Source organism: Candidatus Competibacter denitrificans Run_A_D11, from assembly GCF_001051235.1.
Classification (GTDB): domain Bacteria; phylum Pseudomonadota; class Gammaproteobacteria; order Competibacterales; family Competibacteraceae; genus Competibacter_A; species Competibacter_A denitrificans.
Window position 1 is genome coordinate 144,670 of sequence record NZ_CBTJ020000001.1, and the last position, 25,481, is coordinate 170,150.

20 protein-coding genes and 1 tRNA gene are annotated in these 25,481 nt (G+C 57.3%); 7 read left to right on the forward strand and 14 right to left on the reverse strand.

Features of this window, described 5'->3' with window-relative positions:
- Positions 1-10 precede the first annotated feature (10 nt).
- The 3 genes from arsB to BN873_RS00555 all read right to left on the reverse strand — a co-directional run bounded on the left by arsB (position 11) and on the right by BN873_RS00555 (position 2,659).
- Positions 11-1,075 carry an ACR3 family arsenite efflux transporter gene (gene arsB, locus BN873_RS00545; protein WP_048670098.1) on the reverse strand — a complete coding sequence of 355 codons (1,065 nt, stop codon included), beginning with the start codon at positions 1,073-1,075 and terminating at the stop codon, positions 11-13.
- A gap of 44 nt (positions 1,076-1,119) precedes the next feature.
- Complete coding sequence (locus BN873_RS00550) at positions 1,120-1,449, reverse strand: ArsR/SmtB family transcription factor (protein WP_048669923.1); 330 nt, start codon at positions 1,447-1,449, stop codon at positions 1,120-1,122.
- Positions 1,450-1,585: 136 nt separating this feature from the next.
- Positions 1,586-2,659, reverse strand: coding sequence for a 3-deoxy-7-phosphoheptulonate synthase (locus BN873_RS00555; protein WP_048669925.1), 1,074 nt, complete (start codon positions 2,657-2,659; stop codon positions 1,586-1,588).
- A 237-nt stretch (positions 2,660-2,896) separates the two neighbouring features.
- On the opposite strand from BN873_RS00555, the gene BN873_RS00560 reads away from it, so the two are divergent.
- The 5 genes from BN873_RS00560 to BN873_RS00580 all read left to right on the forward strand — a co-directional run bounded on the left by BN873_RS00560 (position 2,897) and on the right by BN873_RS00580 (position 8,874).
- Complete coding sequence (locus BN873_RS00560; RefSeq protein ID WP_048669926.1) at positions 2,897-4,039, forward strand: ABC transporter ATP-binding protein; 1,143 nt, start codon at positions 2,897-2,899, stop codon at positions 4,037-4,039.
- Positions 4,040-4,050: 11 nt separating this feature from the next.
- Positions 4,051-5,424 carry a GH1 family beta-glucosidase gene (locus BN873_RS00565; protein WP_048669928.1) on the forward strand — a complete coding sequence of 458 codons (1,374 nt, stop codon included), beginning with the start codon at positions 4,051-4,053 and terminating at the stop codon, positions 5,422-5,424.
- Positions 5,425-5,526: 102 nt separating this feature from the next.
- Entirely contained in the window at positions 5,527-5,895 is a 369-nt protein-coding gene (locus tag BN873_RS00570; protein ID WP_048669930.1) for a hypothetical protein, read from the forward strand.
- 79 nt (positions 5,896-5,974) lie between these two features.
- A complete protein-coding gene (locus BN873_RS00575; protein ID WP_048669931.1) occupies positions 5,975-7,123 on the forward strand; it encodes an FIST signal transduction protein in 1,149 nt (382 codons plus the stop codon).
- Positions 7,114-8,874 (forward strand): response regulator, encoded by a 1,761-nt coding sequence (locus BN873_RS00580; protein WP_053085190.1) that lies wholly within the window; start codon positions 7,114-7,116, stop codon positions 8,872-8,874. Before BN873_RS00575 ends, BN873_RS00580 begins: the two co-directional genes overlap by 10 nt.
- Before the next feature lie 92 nt (positions 8,875-8,966).
- Here BN873_RS00580 and BN873_RS00585 read toward each other — a convergent pair whose 3' ends face one another.
- From BN873_RS00585 to rsgA, 3 genes are all read right to left on the reverse strand, one after another.
- Positions 8,967-9,992 carry a sulfate ABC transporter substrate-binding protein gene (locus tag BN873_RS00585; protein ID WP_048669932.1) on the reverse strand — a complete coding sequence of 342 codons (1,026 nt, stop codon included), beginning with the start codon at positions 9,990-9,992 and terminating at the stop codon, positions 8,967-8,969.
- Between the two features lie 98 nt (positions 9,993-10,090).
- Entirely contained in the window at positions 10,091-10,720 is a 630-nt protein-coding gene (locus BN873_RS00590) for a LysE family translocator (protein ID WP_048669934.1), read from the reverse strand.
- Positions 10,717-11,733: a small ribosomal subunit biogenesis GTPase RsgA gene (gene rsgA / locus BN873_RS00595; RefSeq protein WP_048669936.1), complete on the reverse strand. Its 1,017-nt coding sequence runs from the start codon at positions 11,731-11,733 to the stop codon at positions 10,717-10,719. Before rsgA ends, BN873_RS00590 begins: the two co-directional genes overlap by 4 nt.
- Positions 11,734-11,851: 118 nt before the next feature.
- On the opposite strand from rsgA, the gene orn reads away from it, so the two are divergent.
- Complete coding sequence (orn, locus tag BN873_RS00600; protein WP_048669937.1) at positions 11,852-12,406, forward strand: oligoribonuclease; 555 nt, start codon at positions 11,852-11,854, stop codon at positions 12,404-12,406.
- 121 nt (positions 12,407-12,527) lie between these two features.
- On the opposite strand, the gene BN873_RS00605 is transcribed toward orn, so the two are convergent.
- The 4 genes from BN873_RS00605 to rnk form a co-directional block, all read right to left on the reverse strand.
- Positions 12,528-14,162, reverse strand: a complete 1,635-nt coding sequence (locus BN873_RS00605; protein ID WP_048669938.1) for an electron transfer flavoprotein-ubiquinone oxidoreductase — start codon at positions 14,160-14,162, stop codon at positions 12,528-12,530.
- 401 nt (positions 14,163-14,563) lie between these two features.
- Entirely contained in the window at positions 14,564-15,274 is a 711-nt protein-coding gene (locus tag BN873_RS00610) for a glutamine amidotransferase (RefSeq protein ID WP_048669940.1), read from the reverse strand.
- A 123-nt stretch (positions 15,275-15,397) separates the two neighbouring features.
- A tRNA-Ser gene (locus BN873_RS00615) sits at positions 15,398-15,485 on the reverse strand.
- 79 nt (positions 15,486-15,564) lie between these two features.
- Positions 15,565-15,978 (reverse strand): nucleoside diphosphate kinase regulator, encoded by a 414-nt coding sequence (gene rnk / locus BN873_RS00620; protein ID WP_048669942.1) that lies wholly within the window; start codon positions 15,976-15,978, stop codon positions 15,565-15,567.
- Positions 15,979-16,151: 173 nt separating this feature from the next.
- On the opposite strand from rnk, the gene BN873_RS00625 reads away from it, so the two are divergent.
- The gene (locus BN873_RS00625; protein ID WP_048669943.1) at positions 16,152-16,514 is read left to right on the forward strand and encodes a diacylglycerol kinase; all 363 of its coding nucleotides are present in this window, start codon (positions 16,152-16,154) and stop codon (positions 16,512-16,514) included.
- 36 nt (positions 16,515-16,550) lie between these two features.
- Here the strand turns inward: BN873_RS00625 and BN873_RS00630 are convergent, their stop codons facing one another.
- The 4 genes from BN873_RS00630 to BN873_RS00645 form a co-directional block, all read right to left on the reverse strand.
- On the reverse strand, positions 16,551-18,608 hold the full coding sequence (locus tag BN873_RS00630; protein ID WP_082161005.1) for a glucoamylase family protein: 2,058 nt from the start codon (positions 18,606-18,608) through the stop codon (positions 16,551-16,553).
- Positions 18,609-18,660: 52 nt separating this feature from the next.
- A complete protein-coding gene (locus tag BN873_RS00635) occupies positions 18,661-21,465 on the reverse strand; it encodes an EAL domain-containing protein (RefSeq protein WP_048669946.1) in 2,805 nt (934 codons plus the stop codon).
- Between the two features lie 71 nt (positions 21,466-21,536).
- Complete coding sequence (locus tag BN873_RS00640; protein ID WP_048669948.1) at positions 21,537-23,174, reverse strand: FecR family protein; 1,638 nt, start codon at positions 23,172-23,174, stop codon at positions 21,537-21,539.
- A gap of 112 nt (positions 23,175-23,286) precedes the next feature.
- Entirely contained in the window at positions 23,287-25,467 is a 2,181-nt protein-coding gene (locus BN873_RS00645) for a 3'-5' exonuclease (RefSeq protein ID WP_048669949.1), read from the reverse strand.
- Between the last annotated feature and the right edge of the window lie 14 nt (positions 25,468-25,481).

The following is a 25,481-nucleotide window of genomic DNA, read 5'->3' on the forward strand; positions in this document are numbered from 1 at the left end:
TGGACAAGGATCAGTTGTCATGTTGTGGTGCGGGCACAGCAGCCATAACGCCAAGACCCTGTTCGTACCAGGCGCGACTGCGATTAACGATATGCGCCACCAGCAACATCACTGGCACCTCAATCAGTACGCCGACCACAGTGGCCAGCGCCGCGCCCGATTCGAAGCCGAACAAGGCAATTGCCGCCGCCACCGCCAACTCGAAGAAATTGCTGGCGCCGATCAGAGCGGAGGGTCCGGCCACACAATGCGGCGAACCCACTTTGCGATTCAGCCAGTACGCCAGCCCGGCATTGAAAAACACCTGAAACAGGATCGGCACCGCCAGCAGCAAAATCACCAGTGGCTGGCGGATGATCTGCTCGCCCTGAAAACCAAACAGCAGCACCAGTGTCGTCAGCAGCGCCACCAGCGAAACCGGCCCCAGCGTCTCCAGCAGCCGCGCCAATCCTGCCGGACCTTGCGCTTTCAGCAGCAGGGCGCGCACTACCTGGGCAATGATCAGCGGAATGACGATATACAGCACCACCGACAGCAACAGGGTTTGCCACGGCACCACGATAGACGTTAACCCCAGCAGTAAAGCGACGATGGGACCGAAGGCAAACACCATGATGAGGTCATTCAGCGCAACCTGGGTCAAGGTGAAATGTGGCTCACCCTTGGTCAAGCTACTCCAGACGAACACCATCGCGGTGCAGGGTGCGGCGGCCAACAGAATCAGACCGGCGATATAGGATTCAATCTGCTCAGCGGGCAGCAGTGGTGCAAACAGGCTGCCGACGAACAGCCAACCGAGCAGCGCCATTGAAAAGGGTTTGATACCCCAATTGATCAATAGCGTGACCCCGATGCCGCGCCAATATTGGCCGACCTCGCGTAGTGCGGCGAAGTCGATCTTAACCAGCATCGGAATAATCATCAGCCAGATCAGCAGCGCCACCGGTAGATTGACCTGAGCGATTTCCAGCTTGCCGATGGTTTGGAACAAACCCGGCAGCAGATGGCCCAGCACGATGCCGGTTACGATGCACAACGCCACCCATACCGTCAGGTAGCGCTCGAAGAGGCCCAGCCGGCGACTCTCATCTGGGTTGGCATTGACTTCGCAAACAGCGCTCATCGTTCGTTCTCCACAACAGACCCGTCGGTGTGATCCGCCAGCATGGCTGGCAGATTGCAGCAGTGTTCGGTCAGATAGCCCAGCAACTCGACAATCACCGTGCAGCGCGCCTGGTAAATCAACTGGCGACCCTCACGGCGGCAATCCAACAAGCCAGCTTGTTGCAGCGTTTTCAGATGAAAGGACAGGGTTGCCAGCGGCAAGCCGAAATGCTCACCTACCTGTCCGGCGGGTTGTGGCCCGCTTTGCGCTAAATGACGAAAAATATGTAAGCGGGATTCCTGGGCAAGCGCGCTCAGAATCGCAATAGCGACTGATGTTTCCATAATTCCAAATATATAGAAATATAAGAGTGAAAACAACCGTGGCGTATCAAGGTAGGGGCTATTCGAGCAACGGTATTGCGGCACCAAAAGGGAAGCCGATCAGGCGCTGGCATCCCTTTGTTTTTAGACGATGAAATCAGCCAAGATTACGCTTGGGCAGAACATCTTTCAGCTTGGCATGGGCCTCACGCAGCATGGTTTCCGTGGTTGCCCAATCGATACAAGCATCCGTGACCGAGACACCGTACTTAAGCTGGCTGCGGTCGGCGGGAATGGATTGATTACCCGCACAGAGATTGCTCTCAATCATCACACCGACGATGGACTGGTTACCTTCCAAAATCTGATGGACGCAATCGCGCATCACCAACGGTTGCACGGCCGGGTCTTTGAACGAGTTGGCATGACTGCAATCGACGACGATATTCACCGGCAACTTCTTATCGCGCAATGCTTTCTCGCACAAGGCGATGGACACAGAGTCATAATTGGGCCGGTCGCCGCCGCGCAGTACCATGTGGCCGTAGCGGTTACCGGTCGTGCGGATGACCGCCGAGCGGCCAAATTGGTCGATTCCCAGAAAACTGTGGGAGCGGGCAGCGGACTGCAAGGCGTTGATCGCCACTTCCAAGCTACCGTTGGTGCCATTCTTGAACCCGACCGGTGTTGACAAGCCACTGGCGAGTTCGCGGTGAGTCTGCGATTCGGTGGTACGCGCGCCGATGGCGGTCCAGGCGATCAGATCAGCGATGTATTGGGGGCTGATTGGGTCCAGCGCCTCGGTACCGGCGGACAAACCCATTTCCGCCAGTTCCAACAGTAAACCCCGCGCCACTTGTAAGCCTTCTTCGATATGGAAGGAATCGTCCATGCGCGGATCGTTGATCAGTCCCTTCCAGCCAACCGTAGTGCGCGGTTTCTCAAAATAAACCCGCATAATGATAAACAGCGTGTCACCCACCTCATCGGCCAGTTTTTTCAAGCGTTGCGCGTAATCGCGGGCGGCTGTGACATCGTGAATGGAGCAGGGACCGACCACAGCAAAAACCCGATGATCCTGACGATCCAGGATACGCTGCACGGTCTGACGGCCTTCGAGTACTGTGGCCTCGGCGGTGTCGGTCATCGGCAACCGCTGTTTGATTTCCTCAGGCGTTAGCAACACATCTTGGGCGGCGACATTGACGTTGTGGATGAGATTCGGATGCATGGGGTTCCTGCCAGCAGTTAATTCAGCGAGTTCGGTTCGAGCGGACAACGCCACCCAAACGGCCGCATAGCATAGCGAATTCCAGGAAACAGCGGTAGCAGCGGGTTGCGGCAGGCTTTGCCGTTGATTCAAACCCCACCAGCACAACCCGGCTCAGAGCCGCGTCGATTCGGCAGCAGCCGTTTGCTGGTGGTTTTGCTAAGCTACCATTGACGATCCATTGGACGATGGCACCTCATGGCCAGCATCGACTTCGAGCATATCGATAAAATTTATCCCGGCGGTAACCAGGCGATCTTCGATTACAACTTAGCGGTTGCCGATGGCGAGCTGGTGGCGTTCGTCGGGCCTTCCGGTTGCGGTAAATCGACTCTGCTGCGCTTGCTGGCCGGTCTGGAAACCGTGACGCGCGGTACGCTGCGTATCGGCGGGCAAGCGGTCAATACCTTGCCGCCACAACAGCGTAATCTCGCCATGGTCTTTCAAGATTACGCGCTCTACCCCCACATGACGGTGCGGCGCAATCTGGAGTTTCCGCTGCAAATGCGGGATCTGCCAACGGCGGAAATCGGCCGGTTGACCCAGTGGGTTGCTGATTTGCTAAGTCTTGGCGATCTACTCGACCGCCTACCCCGTCAGCTATCCGGCGGGCAGCGTCAGCGCGTGGCGATGGGCCGCGCGCTGGTGCGACAACCGGCAATCTTTCTCATGGACGAACCCCTGTCCAATCTGGATGCTCGGTTGCGGGTACAAATCCGCGCCGAAATCGGTGAACTGCTAGACCGCACCGGGATTACCACGATCTACGTCACGCATGACCAGGCCGAAGCGATGACCCTGGGTGACCGGGTTGCGGTGATGGATCGTGGCCGTTTGCAGCAAGTGGCTCCACCGCAAGACTTGTACGAGCGGCCGGTCAATGTCTTTGTAGCCGGTTTTATCGGCAATCCCCCGATGAACCTGTTTCCCGCGCAACTGGCCGATACTGACAGCGGGCTGAGCCTGCACCTTGGCGAGCAACGCTTATCCCTGCTCTTGCCTGACGCGCTCCTTACCTCCTGGCGGGCCTGGCTTGGGGATTCGCTCACCGCCGGTATCCGGCCCGAACACCTGCATCTGGCCGATACGGACGCGGCGGGACTGAGCGCAACCGTGGTCGATGCCGAATATCTGGGCCATGAAACCTTGCTACACACCCGAATCGACGGCATGACAGCGCCAGCGCCAACACTCATAGCACGGCTTACCGGTATTCGTCCGTTCGCTAAAGGACAGTCGGTTCGGCTGGCGTTGGCAGCGGATCATCTGCACCTGTTCGGGCCTGACGGCCGGGTACGGACCAACGCTGCCGCCGACTTAGCCACTCGAATTTCACCTTGAGATTCTCCGCGATGAACGCAGATCGTGTCTTCCCCCCCCAATTTCTCTGGGGTGCTGCAACCTCGGCCTACCAGATTGAAGGCTCGCCACTGGCCGATGGCGCTGGCGCCAGTATCTGGCATGAGTTTTCCCACACGCCGGGACGCACTCGCGCCGGCGATACCGGTGATGTCGCCTGCGATCATTACCGCCGTTACCGGGATGATGTGGCGCTGATGCGGACGTTGGGTCTACAAGGGTATCGATTCAGTGTCGCATGGGGGCGGGTGTTGCCTGAAGGGCGCGGTTGGGTCAATCCGGCCGGGCTGAGCTTTTACCAACGCTTGGTTGACGCTTTGTTGGAACAAGGCATTGAGCCGATGGTGACGCTCTATCATTGGGATTTGCCGGCTGCACTGGACCGGTTAGGTGGCTGGCTCAATCCAGATAGCGCCGCCTGGTTCGCTGACTATGCCCAAGTGCTATTTCGGGCGCTGGGGGATCGGGTCAAGCTTTGGGTAACGCTGAACGAACCGTGGGTGGTGGTCGATGGCGGTTATCTGCACGGCGTGCTGGCACCAGGCCAGCGCAACCCGTTCGCTGCCCCCGTCGCAGCCCATCATCTCTTGCGCGCGCACGCCACTGCTGTGCAGGCGTATCGGGCTGAAAGCAACCAGCAAATCGGCTTGGTGGTCAATCTGGAACCGAAGTATCCGGCCACCGAAACGGTCGAGGATTTGGCCGCCACCATGCGCGCAGACGCTTATTGGAACCGCTTTTATCTTGATCCGGTCTTCTTGGGCAGCTATCCGCCGGAATTGCCGGAGATTTTCGGCGCAGCCTGGCCGAGCTTTTCCGCAGCGGATCTTGCCTTGATCCAACAGCCCATCGATTTTCTCGGCATCAATTACTACAGCCGACAAGTGGTGAGCCACGATCCCACCGATTGGCCGTTGGCCGCCGCTCGCGTCCGCCAGCCGCACCAAACCCATACCGGCCTGGACTGGGAAGTCTACCCGCAAGGGCTGACCGACATTTTGGAATGGGTCAGCGGCCGTTATGGGCCACTGCCATTGTATGTGACGGAAAACGGCGCGGCGTTCTACGATCCACCGCAGTCAGCAGGTGAAATCGCTGATCCGTTACGCCTCGCTTACCTGCGGACTCATTTGCGTGCTGCGTTGGCCGCCATCGACAAAGGCGTCGATCTGCGCGGTTATTTCGCATGGTCGCTGCTGGATAATTTTGAATGGGCGCACGGTTATTCACAGCGTTTTGGCCTTGTTCATGTGGATTATGCCACTCAGCAGCGCACACCCAAGGCCAGCGCACGGTTTTACTCTGAGGTGATCCGCAGCCATGGCGCCGCGTTGGCAACGGATTTTTCAACGGAGCGCGCAGGCTGAATCCTGCCATGGCCAGCCGCATCAGCCGTTTGCACGGGCTTCGATTGCAAGCCAGCCCACCCATGCCACAATGGAGGCAAATCTCGGTCATGAGGGCGACTCATGGAGTACGCAACGGCCACTGATCTCTACGCACAGGCCAATCAACAATGGCGAGAGGCTATCGAACTTGATTTGCACAGTTCGGAAGACATCGTTTACGCGATTATGCCCTTGCTGGCTCAGAGTCTCAGCCTAGAGCCGGATTATTTGCCGTCCCTGGATTTATTAAGCGACATGTTGATGGAGATCGGAGCTTATGACGAGGCACTTGAATTCGCCGAACGGTTGCACGATTTGGCGCCGGACGAAACGGATTATGACCACAAACTGGCGGCACTCGTCGGGGAAGAGAATCACCGGCGGCGCCTGATCCGAGCCTATTTGCGTCAGAAACGGCAGCGCTTGATCGGAAACCCGCATCACCACTGAACTTGCCGGCTATATTCCTCTACCCTTCAGCGTACAAGACGTAAACCTTATCCCCTCATCATGCTATAGAGAGCGGCACATGCAACCGACCGAATGGCACTATCTCGCTGCCCTTACCCCGGAAACGATTGGGGCGACGTTACAGCACTTTCAGAATCATCGCCTATCGGGGGTCGAGGTCGGCATTTTCGCCTTGGTCTGCGAGCAAGAGTGCGGCGCGACGGCTCTACTGCAAGAGGCAGCCAACGCCGTAAGGCTACCACTCGTCGGTGCGGTTGTCCCTGGCCTGCTGGTTGAGGCCAAATTCTGTCGGCAGGGTGCGCTGCTCATCGCGTTCGCTGCCACCACCCCACAACGGCTCTTCCGCTTTTCTTACCATGAACAGCATACGACGGATCAAGCCATTGAGTCGCTGAGTGATTTTATCGCCGAGCACGCCGACGAAAACGGGGCCGATACTTTATTGCTGCTGGTCGATGCGAAGCTACCGAACATGACCTCCGTACTGGATCGCCTCTATCTGGAAATCGGCGATCAAGTCAATTATGTCGGGACGTGCGTCGGCAGCGAAACCTTCCAACCCATGCCCTGTTTGTTCGATAACCGGCGCTTTATCGAGGCGGGTATTTTTGCCTTGGTATTGCGCCAACATCCAGGCGCGGCACTCGCTCATCACTATCGGGGCAATGAAAGCTTGTGGGTGGCTACTGCAACAGCCGGCAGCTACATCAAGACCATTGGGGGTCAACCGGCGTTCGAGGTCTATCAGAGGTTGATGGAGAGCGAATATGGAATCGACCTGGATCGGGAAAACTTTTATCGCCATGCCGTCCATTTCCCCTTCGCCTTGAATCGTGCCCATGGCGAGTCCATCGTGCGCATTCCGGTGTTGGTCGAAGAGGACGGCGCCGTTTACTGTTCCGGTGAAGTCCCGGAGAATGCCTTGCTCAGCGTGGTTCGCGCCGTAGCGCCCGGTAGCCTGGAGACCGTACATGCGTTAGGGGCATGGATGCGTCCGCATACCGCCCGTGGTGTATTAACCTTCTATTGCGCCGGGCGTCTCATGCATCTCGGTGTGGAAGCGGGTCTCACCGAATTGGCAGCGCTGACCAACGAACTGGCTCCTATGCCACTGTTCGGTGCCCTGTCCTTGGGAGAAATCGGCTCTGGACAGCGGCACTATCCCGCTTTTCATAATGCGATGATCGTGGCGCTACCTTGGATCTGACTCAAAACCAGTCCACCAGCATCCTCTATGACTTAGCGATGACGATGGCCGGTGAAACCCGGCCTCGACCGCTAGCCACCGTGATGCTCCAACAATTCCTGGCGCATACCGGCTGCGCCTGTGGTGTCCTGCTGCTTGATACATCGAACGCCGCGTTGGCTTCGGTGTCGGCCGGTGAAGCGGCTGACAACCACGCCAAGCACGTTTATATCGCGATAGGCAATCAGTCGCTGCGCGCTTTGGAAGGGCAGCGTGTTCTCTGGTCGGCCGATTTGCTGCAAGGCGACCGCGCGTGGTCTGCATCGGGTTGGTTTCCGGGCGGTGCCAAATATCCCTATGCGCTCAACCTTGTCTTGCCGGACATGGGCCATGTCTTGCTATTTTCCAGGGTCACCCTGAATACAGCGGTCGATCTAGCTAGAGTCCTGTTTCCGCCAATTTTGGCCAAATTTGCGCGCAGCCTACGGCTTTGTCTGGATAACGAAAGCCAGCGAGCGGCACTGCTGGAAGCTAAAAACGCCGCTGAGGCGGCCAGCCGCGCCAAAGGCATCTTTTTGGCCAATATCAGCCATGAAATCCGCACGCCAATGAACGCTATCCTCGGCTTGACCCATCTGTTAAGCCAGGAGATCAGTGCGCCTAAGCCACGCGAGCAACTGGCCAAGATCCAACAGGCAGCCCGCCATTTGCTCCAGATCATCAACGATGTTCTGGATTTATCCAAGATCGAATCAGAGCAATTGACCTTGGAGAAGGTCGAATTTTCACCGGTCCAAATCATCCATCACGCGATTGGCCTGCTGAGCGAACGGGTTACCGCCAAGGGACTGCAACTTGCGTGGGCTATCACGCCGGATGTACCGGAGCGACTGTGCGGCGACCCGTTTCGGTTAGAGCAAATCTTATTGAATTTCATCGGCAATGCGATCAAGTTTTCCCAACAGGGCGAGATTATGATCCGTGCGCGTCTGGAGGCCGAAGATGGCAACAGCGTGCTGGTCCATTTTGCAGTGGAGGATCAAGGTATTGGCCTGACCCCGGAACAGCAGGCTCGCCTATTTCAACCCTTTGTTCAGGCCGATGATTCGACCACACGCGAATACGGCGGTACGGGCTTAGGCTTAGTGATCAGTCGGCGCTTGGCGCTGCTGATGGGGGGCGACGTCGGGGTTGTCAGCAAGGCCGGGGTCGGCAGCATGTTCTGGATGACCGCCCGGTTAGGCAAGGTGGCGGAAGATCAGCCCAGGCCCGAAGTCAAGGTGGCATCGGACGTGCCCCCAGAGCGGATTCTGGCGCAACACTATCAGGGAGTCCGGGTATTGCTGGTCGAGGATAATCTCGTCAATCAGGAAGTGGCGCGGGCCTTGCTGGATCAAGCGGGCTTAACGGTCGATGTCGCTTGCGATGGTCAGCAAGCGGTAGAGCGGGTACAAGCCGACGACTACGCTTTGGTGTTGATGGACGTACAAATGCCCATCATGGATGGCCTTGAAGCGACCCGGCATATTCGAGCCTTGCCGGATAAAGCAAGCCTGCCGATTCTGGCAATGACCGCTAACGCTTTCGCGGAAGATCGCCAACAATGTCTGGCCGCTGGTATGAACGATTACATCAGCAAGCCGGTAGTCCCAGACGTACTCTATCGCGCCCTGTTGGCTTGGTTGCCGAGTGAAGCAGGAGTAGCGGAAAAAGTACCGGGAGAGAGCACCAGCCCAGCGGCAATGACGTGCAGCCACTCTTTAATTCGTTAGCGTTCAGGCATCATGATCCGCCGGAGCTTTGCCAAAAATTTCTCTGCAATCATCCAGATAGGCGTTACACAGTTGGGGGTTTCTCAAAGCCCCTAGCGGCCTGGCTGATAAATCTGATCGAATGTACCGCCATCCTTGAAATGTACCGCCTGTGCTCTGGCCCAACCGCCAAACACGTCAGCCACTGTGAACAGATTTAAAGCAGGAAACTGTTCCCGATAGCGCTCAGCAACCGCCGCTGTCTGAGGACGGTAATAATGCTTGGCAGCGAGTTCCTGCCCCTCCGGGCTGTACAGATAGTCGAGATAAGCCTGCGCCACCGGTCGCGTACCATGCTTATCAGCCATTTTGTCCACCAGCGCGACCGGCGGCTCAGCCAGAATGCTGATCGATGGCCGCACGATCTCAAAGTCCCCCTTGCCCATTTCCTTGACCGCCAAAAAAGCCTCGTTCTCCCAAGTCACCAGCACATCACCGATTTCACGCTCAACAAACGTGGTGCTGGAACCGCGCGCCCCTGAATCCAATACCGGGATATTGCGATACACGCGAGCAACGAAATCACGCGCCTTGGCTTCATCGCCGCCGGGTTGGCGCAGCGCATAGCCCCAGGCCGCCAGATAATTCCAGCGTGCCCCACCGGAGGTTTTTGGGTTGGGAGTAATGACGCTGATCCCCGGCTTCGCCAAATCATCCCAATCCTTGATCCCCTTCGGATTGCCTTTGCGAACCAGAAAGACGATGGTCGAGGTATAAGGCGCGCTGTTATGGGCCAGCCGTTGTTGCCAGTCGGTTGGTAACAGGCCACTTTTAGCGCTGATTTCGTCAATATCGTACGCCAGGGCTAGAGTCACGACATCCGCTTCAAGGCCATCAATGACCGAGCGGGCCTGTTTGCCGGAACCGCCATGGGATTGGTGAATCATCACCAAATCTCCCGTTTTCGCCTGCCAATATTTACTGAAGGCCGCATTGAAGTCAGTATAAAACTCGCGGGTCGGATCATAAGACACGTTTAATAAAGTCATGGTCTTACCGGCAGCGTCGGTGTTACTCCAGAAGCTCACCCCCAGTACCACCGCTAGCACCGCCAGTAGGAAAATTCGGCTGATCGCCATCAAAGACTCTCCAAGGACAAAATGAATACAAAGACACTATAAAGAAAATTTTTATATATAAAAATAATAAAAAAATATTTTATTATTCCAATAAGAGATTAAAACTCAAGCCCAGCCAGCCGATAGAGGGAACTTCCGCCCTCACCTAACCGCAATCCCCCATAGCCTACGAGAAGCAGACCCAGCCCACGCATCAGCAGGACATAACCTCGGCTATGGAGAGCGACCCCAGCATAGCCAACCCCAACCGCCAGCAAGATCTTGGAACCGACTAACAACACATAGAAGGCCACGATGAACGCAGCGACCGCCGACCAGCCATACCGCCACGCATCCAACACGGTCGGAGCACCGATAGCCAGCCAGAACAGATAAGGGCTGGGATTGAGAAAATTGGCGATCACCCCGCGACGCAGCGAATCGGCTCGGTTAACCAACGTCCGTTGTACACCGCGAAAGCGCAAGCCCTCGATTCCCAACCACACCAGATACCCACCGCCACCGATGTTGATAACAGCCAGCGGTAAGCTCCGGTTGGTGAGTGGCCACAGCAACCCAATCGTGATTAAGATGATCGGCGCATCGGTCAATAATGGTGCCAGTGCAACCCGAATGCCGCCACGGACACCGTATCGCAAGGTTTCATTCAGCACCAAGGCTAATAGCGGCCCCGGAGACAGCCCTCCGCTCAAGCCGAACAGCGCGCCGGCCAACAGAAACCCGATCACGAGGGGTAGCGCCTCTCTCTCTCCAGCGCGGAATGCAATTGCAGGTAACTGTCCAACCGGCGCGGCGCGACTGCACCGCACGCCACTGCTTGCCGCAAAGCACAATTCGGCTCAATCTCATGACGGCAATCGGAAAACCGACAACGACCGAGATAAGGCCCCAATTCCGGGAACCCCCGTTCCAGGTCGCCCACCCCGATGGCGCCCAATTCAAAACTGCGCACGCCCGGCGTATCGATTAAATCACCGCCATCAGGCAGATGGTAAAGCGTGCTGGCGCTGGTGGTATGGGTACCATGACCGGTCGCCGCCGACACCGCTTGAATGCGGATCTCACGATCCGGCAGCAAGGCTTTGACCAGTGATGATTTGCCGACGCCGGACTGACCAGCCAAAAGGCTGGTGCGGTTTTGCAACCAGCTACGCAATTCGTCTAAGCCACGGGCTGTGCGGCTACTGGTATAGAGCACCTGATACCCAATGCGTTGATAAGGCGCCAGCCGTTCGGCGAACGCGGATAGCATCGAATCATCCAGCAAATCCACTTTGTTTAAGACCAGTAAGGCGCGCGCACCGATAGCGGTAATGGCGATCAGATAACGGTCAATGAGGTATTCGCTTGGCTCAGGCGTCAAAGCAAGCACCACGGCAACAGAATCGACATTAGCCGCCAATGGGCGAGGCAGGCCGGCATGGTCGGGGCGGGTTAGCAGGGAATGACGTTCGTTAACCGCTATAACCACACCGCCACCGGTCTCGGAGGCTTGCCAGACAACACGATCTCCGCACGCTAACCGACCCAAATTCTGCCGCGCGGTGCAGCGATGCAACTGGCCTACCGTATCCTCCACCACCAGGGTGCGGCCTTGATGAGAGATCACCAAACCATCGACCCCGCTGCCAACCGTCGATTCTTCCACAGAATCCGCCGGCTGCCGGGCCAGCTCGCGGTGGCGGGCCTGTAAGCGCTCAATCCGCTCCCGTTGCCGTTGCGTCAAGCGTCGGCCGGCCATCTAGCCCAAGACCGGAGCGCGCGATACGCGGAATCGAGGTAAACTGGGTGCCTCCACGCTGGCCGGAAGCCTGCCGGTTAGTTCATCGTCCACCGTACTACTCCACTTAAAAGAATTCATGTCCCCCGATAACTTGATTTGGATTGATCTGGAAATGACCGGCCTGGACTCACAAACCGACCGTATCATCGAAATTGCTACCATCGTCACCGACAGCCAACTCAACCTTCTCGCCGAAGGGCCGGTGCTGGCGATCAATCAAAGTGAAGCGGTGCTGGCGCAAATGGACGACTGGAACCAAAAGCAGCACGGTGAATCCGGCTTGATCAGCCGGGTTCGTGCCAGTGTGCTGGACGAGGCCACCGCCGAAGCGCTCACCCTGGATTTTCTAGGCCAGCATGTGGCCAAAGGCAAATCGCCGATGTGCGGTAACAGCATCTGTCAAGATCGGCGGTTCTTGGCCCGTTGTATGCCGCAATTGGAAGCATTTTTTCACTACCGCAACCTTGATGTCAGTACGCTTAAGGAATTAGCCCGCCGCTGGTATCCAGGCCATCGCGGTTTCAATAAAACCTCGACCCATCTCGCGTTACAGGATATCCGGGATTCCATTGAGGAGTTGCGTTTTTACCGCGAGCACTTGTTCGTGGCGCCGGCAACCATGAATGAATAGTGGCACGGTAGGCGTCCTTGGCCAAGGATAACCCAGACGGTGGATCGTCAGGCTGATCCTGGAAAAATCTATCGGCATTGAGCGGTGGGAAGCGCCAGGAATGGCGCTCCCCCAAGCCGATTTACATGTTCGGATAATTCGGCCCACCCCCTCCTTGCGGAGTAACCCAGTTAATGTTCTGAGTGGGGTCTTTGATATCGCAGGTTTTGCAATGCACGCAATTTTGCGCGTTGATCTGCAAGCGTGGGTTGCTGCCGTCACCATCGCGCACGATTTCATACACCCCTGCCGGGCAATAGCGCTGTTCGGGCGCGTCGTACAACGCCAAATTGATCCGAATCGGCACGGTCGGATCTTTGAGCGTCAAATGGCAAGGCTGATCCTCTTCATGATTGGTACTGGAGATAAAGACCGAAGAGAGCTTATCAAAGCTGATCACACCGTCCGGTTTCGGATAGTCGATCTTGGCACATTCGCTGGCCTTCTTTAGCTTGGTGTGATCGGGCTTGTGGTGGAAAGTCCACGGCGCCTTGCCCCGGAACACGTAGGTATCGAGCGCCGAGTAGCCGATGGCCGCCCACAGCCCCCAACTGAATGAGGGCTTGATGTTGCGGACCTCATAGAGTTCCCGCCATAACCAGCTACGGCGCAGTTGCTCAGGATAATCGGTCACTTCATCGGCCTTGCGGTCGGCGGTAACGGCGGCAAACACGGCATCCGCTGCCACAATCCCCGATTTCATCGCGGTGTGCGTACCCTTGATCTTGGGCATATTGAGGAAACCGGCGGTATCACCGATCAGCAAACCACCGGGGAAAGTCAGTTTCGGTAACGATTGAATGCCACCTGCTGAGATGGCACGGGCACCGTAAGCAATGCGTCTGCCACCCTCGAAGGTCGGGCGGATATCGGGATGGGTCTTGAAGCGCTGGAATTCATCGAACGGTGACAGGTGCGGATTGGCATACCCTAGCCCGATCACGAACCCGACCGCCACCTGGTTGTTTTCCATGTGGTACAAGAAAGAACCGCCATAGGTGCTAGGATCGAGCGGCCAGCCGACCGTGTGGACGATCTTGCCGGCTTGATGCTTGGCGGGATCGACTTCCCACAGTTCTTTGATGCCGATGCCGTAGGTTTGCGGGTCCACGCCCTCACGCAAGTTAAACCGCTCGCAAAGCGTTTTGGTTAAAGAACCACGACAGCCTTCGGCAAACAGCGTGTAGCGGGCGCGCAACTCCATTCCAGGGGTAAATTGGTCGGTGGGGTGGCCTTCGCGGTCGATGCCCATATCACCGGTCGCCACACCGACCACCGCACCCTCATCGTTATAAAGCACCTCGGCGGCAGCGAAACCAGGATAGATTTCCACGCCCAACGCCTCGGCCTGGGTTGCCAACCAGCGGCACAGATTACCCAAGCTGATGATGTAATTGCCGTGGTTGTTCATCTGCGGCGGCGTGGGCAGCCGGTAAGAGATCTCACGGGTCAGCAGCAGGAAGCGGTCTTCCGTAGCCGGAGTATTGAGCGGTGCGCCCCGTTCCTTCCAGTCAGGAATCAATTCATCCAGGGCGCGCGGTTCGATCACCGCACCAGATAGAATGTGTGCGCCCACCTCTGAGCCTTTTTCGATGACGCAGACGGTGACATCCTGCTCGTGCTCCGCCGCCAATTGTTTGAGCTGGATGGCCGCCGACAGGCCAGAGGGACCGGCGCCGACGATCACCACATCATATTCCATCGTTTCGCGTTCCACCGAGCACTCCTTCGATTGGTTATCGGGTTGGAGAAGCGGGAAACATGCCGGCCGGGCCGTGCTCCCACAAAATAGTTCAATCCACGCCCGTGACCGGGCGCAACAGTATGGAAGAGGTTACGCCTCTCCCATACACGATTATCCCTCTGAAAGAGGAGGTTTCAAACCGAAGTTCATTTTCGATGAATCAACAAGCACTTACAGTCTAATTTCCTACTAATTAAAGACGATTTTTTGGAAAAAATCACCTTTTTTGCTGCGAGTGCGATAGAACCTGTCAACATCATTGGTCAACCGTCTCACTAAGAGGAGGATCAAGCTGTCGGACAAGAGATCGCGCTTTACCAAGAAAGCGCTTATCCCGTCATTGATCGCCGGGGACGCCAACGGCCTTGGGGATATCAGGGTAGTAAATCCACTTGCTCCAGCCACGCGGTGAGACAGCTCTGGCCGCGCACCTGGGCCTTGGGGGCGTAACGCGCGGTTTCCTGGCGCAGGTGCAGAACGCTCATCGTGGGCGTGGCGGCAATCTCACCGGCGTGACCGATAAACCAGCGCTCCAGATTGCGGGCACTGGTTTCGATGTGGAATTGCAAGGCCAAGCCACGTTTTCGCCACAAGAAGGCCTGGTGTAGATACTGATTGCTTGAGGCCAGTAATGTCGTCCCACCCGGCAAATCGAAGGTATCCCCGTGCCAATGCAACACCGGAATGCCATCGGCAAACGCAGCCAACGGGCTATTTCGGCCGGCTTCATGAATCTGTAGCGGCTTCCAGCCGATCTCTTTTTGCCCACCGGCATAGACCCGCCCACCCAAAGCTTGCGCCATCAACTGACAACCCAGACAGATTCCCAGAGTGGGGCGATCCGCTTGCAGCCTAATCGCCAACAAGCGCAGTTCGTCGCGTAGAAATGGGTAGGCCACCGTCTCGTAAACCCCGATTGGGCCACCCAATACCACCAGCAGATCGTCAGCCAGGGGATCAATGGCGGTCAGATCATCGTAACCAGCTTCCAGATAACGGATTGTGTAGCCGCGTTCGCGCAAGATGGGATCAAAAGCGTCGAGATCCTCAAAAGCAACATGGCGGATTGCCAGGACGGATTTCATAGGGTCAGTGAACCCATGGTTGGTACCAGCGCGCTTTGCCGCACTCGGTAAGCGCCTAAGTGGAAACCCGCGACATTGCAAACCCTGTGCAGGGTGGCCGAAAGCCAGCAGGAAAGGCCAAAGTGGCGGAGAGGGTGGGATTCGAACCCACGGACCCTCGCGGGTCAACGGTTTTCAAGACCGTCGCAATCGACCACTCTGCCACCTCTCCGATTAGCGCCATTCTAACGGCCCGCTGTTGTTGACGCCAGCTTCGAATCCAGGGTTGTCAGCTAAAGCAGACGGTGCGCTCAAGGAGAGCGTTTTCTGGCGGCTTCCGGCTGATAGGTGACCGCCAATATCCGCAAAGTGGTCGTGCGGTCGCCCGGCAAAGCCCAGTCAATCGATTGTCCAACCGATAAACCCAGCAACGCACTGCCTATCGGGGCCAGGATGGAGACCGTACCATGGGTTAAATGCATATCGTCGGGATAGACAAGCGTCAACTCGAATTCCCGGCCGCTGATTTCGTCAACGAACCGGGCCGTCGAATTCATCGTGATAACATCCGCCGGCATCGCATCGGGTTCCACCACTTCGGCCCGGTCCAGCTCGCGCCGTAACGCGGCCAAACCCGGTGCCGCATCGGGCGATACTGAGTCCAGTAATCGTTCCAGGCGCTGCAAGTCCTGGCTGGAGAGAATGATTTGTGGTTCTCGTGACATGATTTCGACTCTCATAAATTAATCTAGCGCGTGCGCTCACCCCTTCGGTTCACCCGAACGCCGCTAATCCCCCTGTCTAAATACCCTTACCATATACTGATGCAGCCAACAAAAAAACCTCGGCAAGCAACACCACCCGTTCAACTTTTCACTTTGTAAGGATCTGACTGGCGATGGCTTTCCAGAATCACACCGGCTGGCGCCGGCTTATTAACGCCACCGGCTATTCCTGGGCCGGACTTAAGGCGGCATGGCACAACGAGGAGGCCTTCCGCCAGGAGAGCCTGCTGTGCGCGGTATTCGCTCCGCTGGCGCTATGGCTGGGGAATACACCGGTGGAGCGCGCCCTATTGATCGGTAGCTTGCTGCTGGTCGTCATCGTTGAACTCCTCAATACCGGCATCGAAGCAGCCATCGACCGGATCGGCCCAGAGCGTCACGAGTTATCGGGCCGCGCCAAAGATATCGGCTCGGCGGCCGTCTTTATGGCATTGCTCAATGCCGCCATCGTGTGGCTGCTCATCGTGTTTGACTAAGCGCCATCATTGTCGGCAGCGGCCAACCCTTGGGTGTTAGCGCTCGAAAAAGCGCTCTGCGCTCAGCAGCGGCAAGACCCGCTGGATGATGGGATCGGCGGTGAAATAGTTTTGAATCACGCCATCCCGTAGATAATTGGTCAGCGCCAGCAAAATCATGCTCTGATCAAGCGCCAGATAATTGTGGGCGACCTGGCCGGTTTTCGGGTCCACGGCATCGTAAAAACCGAAATCGCCATACAGCGGATAACGGGTCGCCAGTTGCCGCAGGTTGGCCACGGCAGGGATGGGATCGGCCAGTAAAGCCAATGCGGCCGCGTGTGGCGTCACGGCACCCGCCCCATAGCCGCGCGCTCCAAGAATTCGCACGCCGTATTCGCTATAACCGTTGCCGGCCGGAGTCGAACTGGGCGACAAGCCCCACACCGGATAGCCCAACTGCTCCAGCGCAAAACGCCGCTGGATTTTTGCGTGCGCCTTGGCGTTTTCACCCAGGCCGGCCGGCGCATAACGTAATTCGTCCAAGACCAGCAACGGCATCAGGGCTTCAAACACACTCCCCCCCCAGGACGGAATGTATTTCACGCCCTTCCAGGCGTAATAGCCGCCAGGGAACGTGTAGCCATCAACCGTTCGGTTGACGCGGCGCTTGGGCGATTGCGATTGCCAACTGAAACTGGCTGGAAAGGTGCGCGCCAGCCGATACCAGTGCTCAATGGGAGCTTCGCCCTTGCCGATGGCGATGAGACTACCCAGCCGGGCCTCGCTGTAGAGCATCCCGTAGCTATATTCCGAGCGCTGCGGCAGATTGACGTAATAGCCATGCATCATCAACCGCTCGACCGGATCATAAAAAAAGCGGTAATTCTCCCGTTCGAGCAAGCGCGTACAGCGCCAAGCCTGTTCGGGAACCGCGTTGCGCGCCACGATCAATCCGGCGCTCAGCCACGCCGAATCGACAAAAGAGATGAAATGACTGGTGCGCTCCAGGGTCGTGGTGTCGTAATAGTTATAAAAAAATCCCTGGTAGGTTTCGAGCCGCTCCAGCGTATCCAGCGCCAAGCCAAGCCGGGTAACCGCCTCTGAGGGATCAATCAATCCCAACTCACGCGCTGCAATAATATCGATCAAATACAGGCCGATATTCGTCACATTGGTGTAATCGCCCAACCAGGTACGCTCCGGGGTCAGCGAGCCGTTCAGGCGCACCGTATCCAGCGGAATCCCGTGTACCCGGTCGGTCAATGCGACCAGGCCACGCCAGGTGTCATCGGCCAACCGCTGCAAAAAGGCGCGGTCGTCGGTCGGTAGTTCCGCCGGATCAACCGTCAATTGCGTCGGCCAGCCTGCCAACCGGCCATGCAAGTGGTGCTGAGCCGCTGCTTTACCACCCACGCTATTCTCCCAGGCAGTCTTCAGCGGCGGAATTACCGGATCACGGACACTGGGGCCGGGCTGGCCGGTCTTTATCAAGGCGATATCGTCCAACCAGTAGCCGCCGCTCGGCATCCGCACCCGACGTGGTTCTAACACGACGCCAAACTGCCGCAGATGTTGCCAGTCGCTGATCCCGCTCAGCAGATTCAACGGCACGCGAATCTGACGCCATTCTTCTCCAATACCGCTGATCACCGTGCTGCCTTTGCGCAACAGTCCAGCCGGCGCACCGGCCAACGGCTGCTTGAACTCGATTTTCAAAGCATCGGCATAGCCAATATCGCCATCTCCGCGAATCCAAAATTCCAGATGATCGTAAGCGGAGGCATCGAGATCAGGCAGTGTTAACTGCCAGCCGATGTCGCTATCGGCGCCAGGATCGAAGCGGTAGCGTAAGTGCAGTGCCCGACTGCCACCTGCCCGGTTGGCTGGCGCTATGTCGTACTGGATGCGCCCGGTAAAAATCCCCGGTTCCGCCGTCCAACCGCTCATACTACTACCGAACAGCGAACCGCTCATCCCCTCGAAATCGTGCAATAGCAGCCTGGGCACTAACGGAGAGCCAGGCAAATCGCGCGCTGTTGCAACCGGCGAGGCTATGCTCCAAACCAGTAGCCAAAATAGCAGACATGAGTAACGAAGCAGAGCTAAAGACATGCGCAGAGTTTCCAGGAGTACGTCAGCGGGTCAGCGTCCAGCGCCCATGGTTTTAGGAAAGCAAGTCGGTGGGTGCCGAACTGGACGGCTCAAGGTGTTTTTTGAGTAAGGCCGGAATTTCCCGCGCCGGTACAGGCGTACTAAAATAATAGCCCTGAAATTCATCACAGCGATGCGCGCGTAAAAAAGCCAGTTGTGCCGCGTTTTCGACCCCCTCGGCAATCACGCTCAAACCCATGTTGTGTGCCATAGCGATCATCGCTAACGTGATGGCCAAATCGTCCTGATTGGTTTCGATGCCGATCAGGAAAGATTTGTCGATTTTCAACCGGTCGATGGGAAAGCGCTTCAAGTAATTAAGAGAAGAGTAGCCAGTCCCAAAATCATCGATGGATAGCCCCACACCGATGGCTTTGAGCGCGTGCATGGCGATAATCCCACTCTCGACATCCACCATCATCAGGCTTTCAGTAATTTCCAGTTCAAGGTAGGCCGGCTCCAGGCCAGTCTCGCGCAGAATACGGCCGACGTCCTCTATCATGGTCGGCCGCAGAAACTGACGGGCTGACATGTTAACGGCCATTTTCAAAGCGGGTAACTGCTGATCCTGCCATACCTTAGCCTGCACACAGGCGGTTCGCAGCGCCCATTCACCGATCATTTCGATCAAGCCGCTTTCTTCGGCCAGTGGCACGAAGGTCATGGGCGACACCCGGCCACGCCGGGGATGATGCCAGCGGAGGAGCGCTTCAACACCGACGACCTGGCCTTCGCGCACGCTGACCTGCGGTTGGTAATGCAACTCTAGTTGATTGCGCTCAATGGCATAGCGCAATTCCTGCTCCAAGGTCAGCCGCTCCAAGGCGCGGACGTGCATGTCATGGGCATAAATCTGAAAATTGTCACGGCCTTTTTCCTTGGCGCGCTGCATCGCGGTATCCGCATTTTTTAGTAGCGTCTCGGCATCCACGCCGTCCTTGGGAAAAAAGCAGATGCCAATGCTGGCCGTTAAAAAATAGTCATGGCCTTCAGCCTGGAAGGGTGTCTCGAAGCACTGCAAGATGGCGCGCGCCAGATCGCCGCCCCGTTCAAGCACGCGCGTATCTTCCAACAGATAGATAAACTCGTCAGCGCCTGTGCGAGCCAAGGTATCTTCTTTTTTGGCGCAATCGCGCAGGCGGTCGGCCACCACTTTGAGCAGCGTATCTCCGGCAGCCCGGCCCAGGCCCTCATTGACCTTCTTGAAATGGTCAAGATCAACATGCAACAACGCGACGCCGCCATCGTCATGGCGGGCACGGGCGATAGCATGGCCGAGTCGATCCCGCAACAGATTCATGTTGGGTAACTCGGTGAGCGCGTCATGAGTCGCCTGATAAGCCATCTGCTGGCCCAAGCGGTGCGTTTCCGTGGTATCGGCCAATGCGACGACCACGCCGGAAACTTGGCCTTTCTGATCACGCAGCGGAACCGCCGAGGCGCGAACAGCGTATTCCCGACCCTGGCTATTGATGAGAACCTTTGGCTCGGACAGCCCGACCGAGCGGCCTTTTTCGAGACACAGCGCCACCAAATCCACCAGCGAATAGCCACCAAAACCATTATCAGCCCGAAAAATTGCGCCGAGTGTTTTTCCCTGCAAGTCGGCAAATACGCCGCCGAGCATAGTCTCTGCGACCGGATTAAGGTATTCGACAGCACCTTGGGTGTTGGTCACGATGACCGCATCATCGATTGAGCGCAAGGTAGCTTTAGCAAGCTGTTCTTTTTCGAAGAGGGAACGCACGGCATTGCGCAGACGCCGCCAGCTCCACAGAGGGTAGCTCACGCTTTGGGTGAACAGCGCCACCGCGGGCGGAAACCAGCGGTGAAAGCCATGCAGCAGCACAAGATCGGCTGTCAGAGTAACCAGTAATGCCAAGACCGCTAGGAGCAACGTCCAGCGCGGCGGGAAAAGTGCGTAGAGCGCTAACGTCAGTAACAGGAGCACTAACGTCAACAGCAGCGACCAAGGATCGCCCAATGGCTGGAGCAGCAAGCCACGTTTCAGCGCATCCAGCACGTTCGCGTTAAACTCCACCCCCGACATCGGTCGGGCCAAGCCAGAAACGGGGGTGGGTAGAGCATCGTCCATGCCACCCGCTGTAGCACCGACCAACACATATTTATCGTGAAACGCCGCCGGATTGACGGCACCACGCAAGACCAACTCATAGGAAAACTGCTGAAAATGCCCTGGTGGCCCAGCAAAGGGAATTAACACCCGATAATCGCGTTGCCAGAGGTAATACGATGGAGCCATCGCCTCTGTGGGTCGTCGGCCAGACAAAGCCTGCCAGTGACTCGGATCGACCACCGCCAGCAACGCCAGCGTCAGAGTGGGCCAATAGGGTGACCCCAATCCAGCTTTCAAATAAATGTTCCGTGCGATTCCATCGGGGTCTAACTCCACATCGACGTGGCCGATTGCAGCCGCTGCCTGGGTTAAAGCTGCTATAGGCAGCGTTTCCACCAATTGACCGCCGGTACGTGTCTGTTCACTAAGCACCGGCAAAACGACGCGACCACTTGCCGCCAATGCCGCTTGGAGGGCGGTATCCGCCACCGGATCAGCCGTGTCCGGCTCAGCGAACACGATATCCATGGCGATACCCTTCGCATCGGCTTCAGTGAGTTTACGAATCAAATCAGCATGTAATCGACGTGACCAGGGCCAGCGACCCAATGTCCGCAAACTTTGCTCATCAATGGCAACGATGACGATATCGTCAGCCGGCGGTCGTGACCAAGTGGCTATATAGCCATCGTAGATCAGCAAATCCCAGCGATGCAGCCAATCGGTTTGCAATAAAACCAAGGCTAGTACGGGTAGGCCGAGACATAGGCCAGCCCTCCTCCACCAGTGAGTGTGGGATCGAACGGAGAATGTCATAAGACTAAAATGAGCGCCAAAAAGGTAACCCAGCCGGCCGGCCAATAACTCGCGGGCGGAACATCGATCCGCTGGGTCGCACCATACGGCCCGATGAAACCATCCGTGTCGATAGAACGCATCCGTAAATAATGAAAGCCCGAGTCCGGGCGCGGTACAGTCAATTGCGGTTCGCTCACTTGCCTGGAAACGATGACATCCTCGAAGTCGGTGTCGCGCGCCATCTGAAATTCGTATTTTTGCCCCGGCAGGCCAGCCCCCCAGCGGAAGGTTATGGTTTCGGCGGCAACTTCGGGCGGCTGCAAAGCCAGGACAGGCTGTACACGAACCCGTTGCGGATCGCTAAACGGCCCTTCCCTACCGGTGTTATCGCGCACCGCAACACGCCAATAATAGCGGCGCGGCTCGAGCGTCCGCTCCGGCGTCAGTTTTGGGTTGGGGTGATCGGCGATATCAAGCAGGGGCGTTGCAAAGCCCTCATCGTCCGCCAGTTGAAAATGGTAGGCAACGGCTTTGGCGGGTTCAGACCACTCGAAACGCAGCGATGGCGCCAGGAGGGCACTTTCGTGGGCGGGATAAATCAACAATGGCGGTTCAGGACGGGCGTGCAGCCGAAACCGATGATACGCATCGCGGCCTTCAAGGCCCTGGGCATCAATGGCACGCAAGCGCAGGACATAATCGCCATCCGGTAAATCAGGGCCGCGCACACCCGGCAGAGTCAAAGAACCGTCGAACAACAACGTCTCGAAACGCTCGGTGGATGCGATCTGCGCACGATAGGCGACCGCTCCTTTTAAGGCGGCAAAACGTAGTTGGATCGGAACGCGCGTGACCACCGGTGGCAGGCTCTTAGTATCCGGTGCCGCCAGCAACGCCACCGGCGGCGCCAATGGCTTGCCGGCCTGGGCCAGCGCACCAAAGCCTTCGCTGACCGACCGACTGCCCCGCTCACCCTGAAAGGCTACTCCACCCTCCAACACCTCCATCCGCGCGATCTCAGCGCCGCTATCCATGCCGAAACGGTAATGGGTGCCGCGCACGGCCGAGGTGGCGACCGGTGTGGAGATCTGGTAGCGGGAACCGGCTTCTAAGCGAGGTATCACCCGGTTTTCCACCCGGCCTTGCAAGAGACTCAATACGGTATCCATCACGTTGGTGCGGCCGCGCGAGCGCAAGCTCTCCAGGGTCAACTGGCTATCCGCTTGGACCAGCGTGCGGGAACCATCCCCGAATGCCAAGGTGATATTGCCATCCGGGCCGGTTTGTACACTATCACCGCTTTCCAGAAATTGGCCAACCTGGATCGGCGCGATTTGGCCTGTGGCAGCGAGCGTGGCCTGTACCTGCCCTTGGATGCTGATGACCTGAACCATCGCCGGCAACCGCTTGAGCCACGCGATTGGGATTCGCAGCTTTGATCCCGGCGGCAGTTGACCTGGGTTTGCGACCCCGTTAAGGGCCTGCAACTTCGGCCAATAGTCCATTCTCACCAAATGCTCGGCTGTAATACTCCAGAGGTTGTCGCCCGGTCGCACGGTATAAAGCCATTCCTGGGAATGCGCGACCGGTAGGGCCGCCAACCAAGCCAACACCATATACCTGCATAAAATGCCAGCTTTGATTGTGCGCATGAGTTTTAGCATCCCAAAAGATAACCACTTAGTAGCCGTTTTACCAAATTAACAGGCCGTAAGCCAACCCAATTCTAGAGCAGCTGCCGTAAAGAAATCGGGGGGTCATTGGTCAGTATTCGACCTTAGCGTACAAGCTCTTCGCGGTCGCTTCCCTGGCGTCTCCAAACGTGCGAATGCCGTGCGCAGCCAACAAGGGAATCATTCGCAGAAAAACTTCCCCGGTCACAAGCGCATCGCCCAGCGCGGTATGGCGAGCCACCACGGTGACACCAAGCCGCTCCGCAATCGCTTCCAGCGCATGGGAACTCTGATTAGGGTGCAAAACGCCGGAAAGTAGCAGCGTATCCAGTACCGGCTGGGTGAAGCGCACTCCGGTCTGCGCTTCCTTCATTTGCAAAAAGCGCATATCAAACGCGGCATTGTGGCCCACCAAGACCGTATCCTGGCAATATTCATGAAACTGGGCCAGCACTTTATCCACGGTCGGTTGCCCACGCAGCATTTTATTCGAGATGCCGTGAATCGTTTGCGACATCGCAACGATAGGTCGGCCTGGATCGATCAACTGCTCATACGTTTCGAAACGCAATAGCCGATTGTTAACAATGCGCACCGCACCGATGGAGATGATTTCATCGCCGGCAGCCGGATCAAGACCCGTGGTCTCGGTATCGAATACCGTATAGGCCAATTCGCTCAACAGTCGCTCATCGAGTTCTGGGGTCTGACCCGCCTGGTGGAACAGGTCGAAATCGTAGAATTCGGGGCGGCTTTCGCCAATTCGCACGGGCGCACCCAATGCAACCCGTGTCGGTTTGACGGTAGGCAGCAAGAAACGAATCAATGAGCGCTGCCGCTCCTGATCCACCATATAGACAATTTCAGCGGCCAAACGGTCGATCACATCGCGCAGGGTCAACGGGCTATCCTCGCCCCCAGCCCGCATGGCTTCCATCTCCCATTCGCTCAGCGTTCGCTGCGACAAGGGTGAACCCCGCCAGAGGAGATCAAGCTCGGCGATGCGCGCGTGGCGGGTAAGATTAAAACAAATGTCCTGCACGCCGTACTCGTCTTTTAAGCGCCCGGCGAGGTAGGTCAGCGCCTGCACCAGGGTATAGCTGTCCGCCTTGATCCAGAGGGAATCGTCTAATACTTCTGCCAGGGTAGCTAAGCCAAGCCGACTTTCGATCCGACGACGGGCGGCGGCGATGGCATCCACTGCAAGCATCTCTTCCAGCGGCCAACGGGTTTTGAGGGAATCGGCATAATCCAGGCTCGTTTTATCAAGCTTCCCGCTCAGCATTCGTGCTTCTTCGCGGATGACTTGCAGAAAACGGTCGCGATGGATCGGCTCACAATCAGGATAGGCCGTCAATGTCTCCACTGCGGCGCGGATATTAGCAAGCGCGGCGCGGCTTCCTTCGGTGAGCGACTGTAACAACATATCGCGCGTCGTATCGACTTCAAAGGTTTCGGTGATGTTCTCCAACGTCATCACAAAGCCATCACTGTCAGTTTGTCCGTCTGCCGGCGCGGAAGCAGCCTTTGTGGCACCCAAAACCAGTGCCATCCGCACCCGGATGAACTCACCCGTTCGCGTCGTGAACACGAACTGGGCGATGGGATCGGCTTCGTTTTTCTCCAGCCGTGCCCGCATGGTTTCCAGCGCGTGCGCCAGGAGGTTTCGCTCAACGATGGCGAAAATCGAGCGGCCAAGCCCGATTAACGCGGCGGTTCCAGCACTGGAGAGATCACTCGAACCGAGCAGCGCGTAGCGGGCACGTTCGTTGTAAAGCAGAATGCGGCCGTCGGCATTGCATACCAACACCCCTTGGCTCAGCTCGGACATCAGTGCGGCTAAGCGGTTTTTCTCTTCCTCGACCGAGGCTTTCGCCTGCGCTACTTTGGCTTCGAGATCCTGCGCCAACAGTTCACCCCGCTCGGCCATTTCGTTGACCGCTTGGGCCAGTGAGCGTAACTCGGCAGGGCCAACCGTTGCCAAGCGATGGCCCGGATTGGCATTGAGGGTGATCCGAATCCCTTCGGCGACTTTCAGAGCACCCTTTACATACACCTGATAGGCCATAGTGAAAGCGATGCCGAGAATGGCCAGGACCAGCAAACCGATCTCTGCAATCAATTCCCCATGCGGGGCCAGGATCGAGATCAGCGCGCGTTGCTGATCTGGCTCAAGGGCATGAAAAACCCCATAACCACCCACAATGAGCAGCACGGCCACCAGCGTCAGAAAAATGCCGAGAACAAGCAGGAAACGCAGATTGTCGCGCATCGGAGAGCACCATC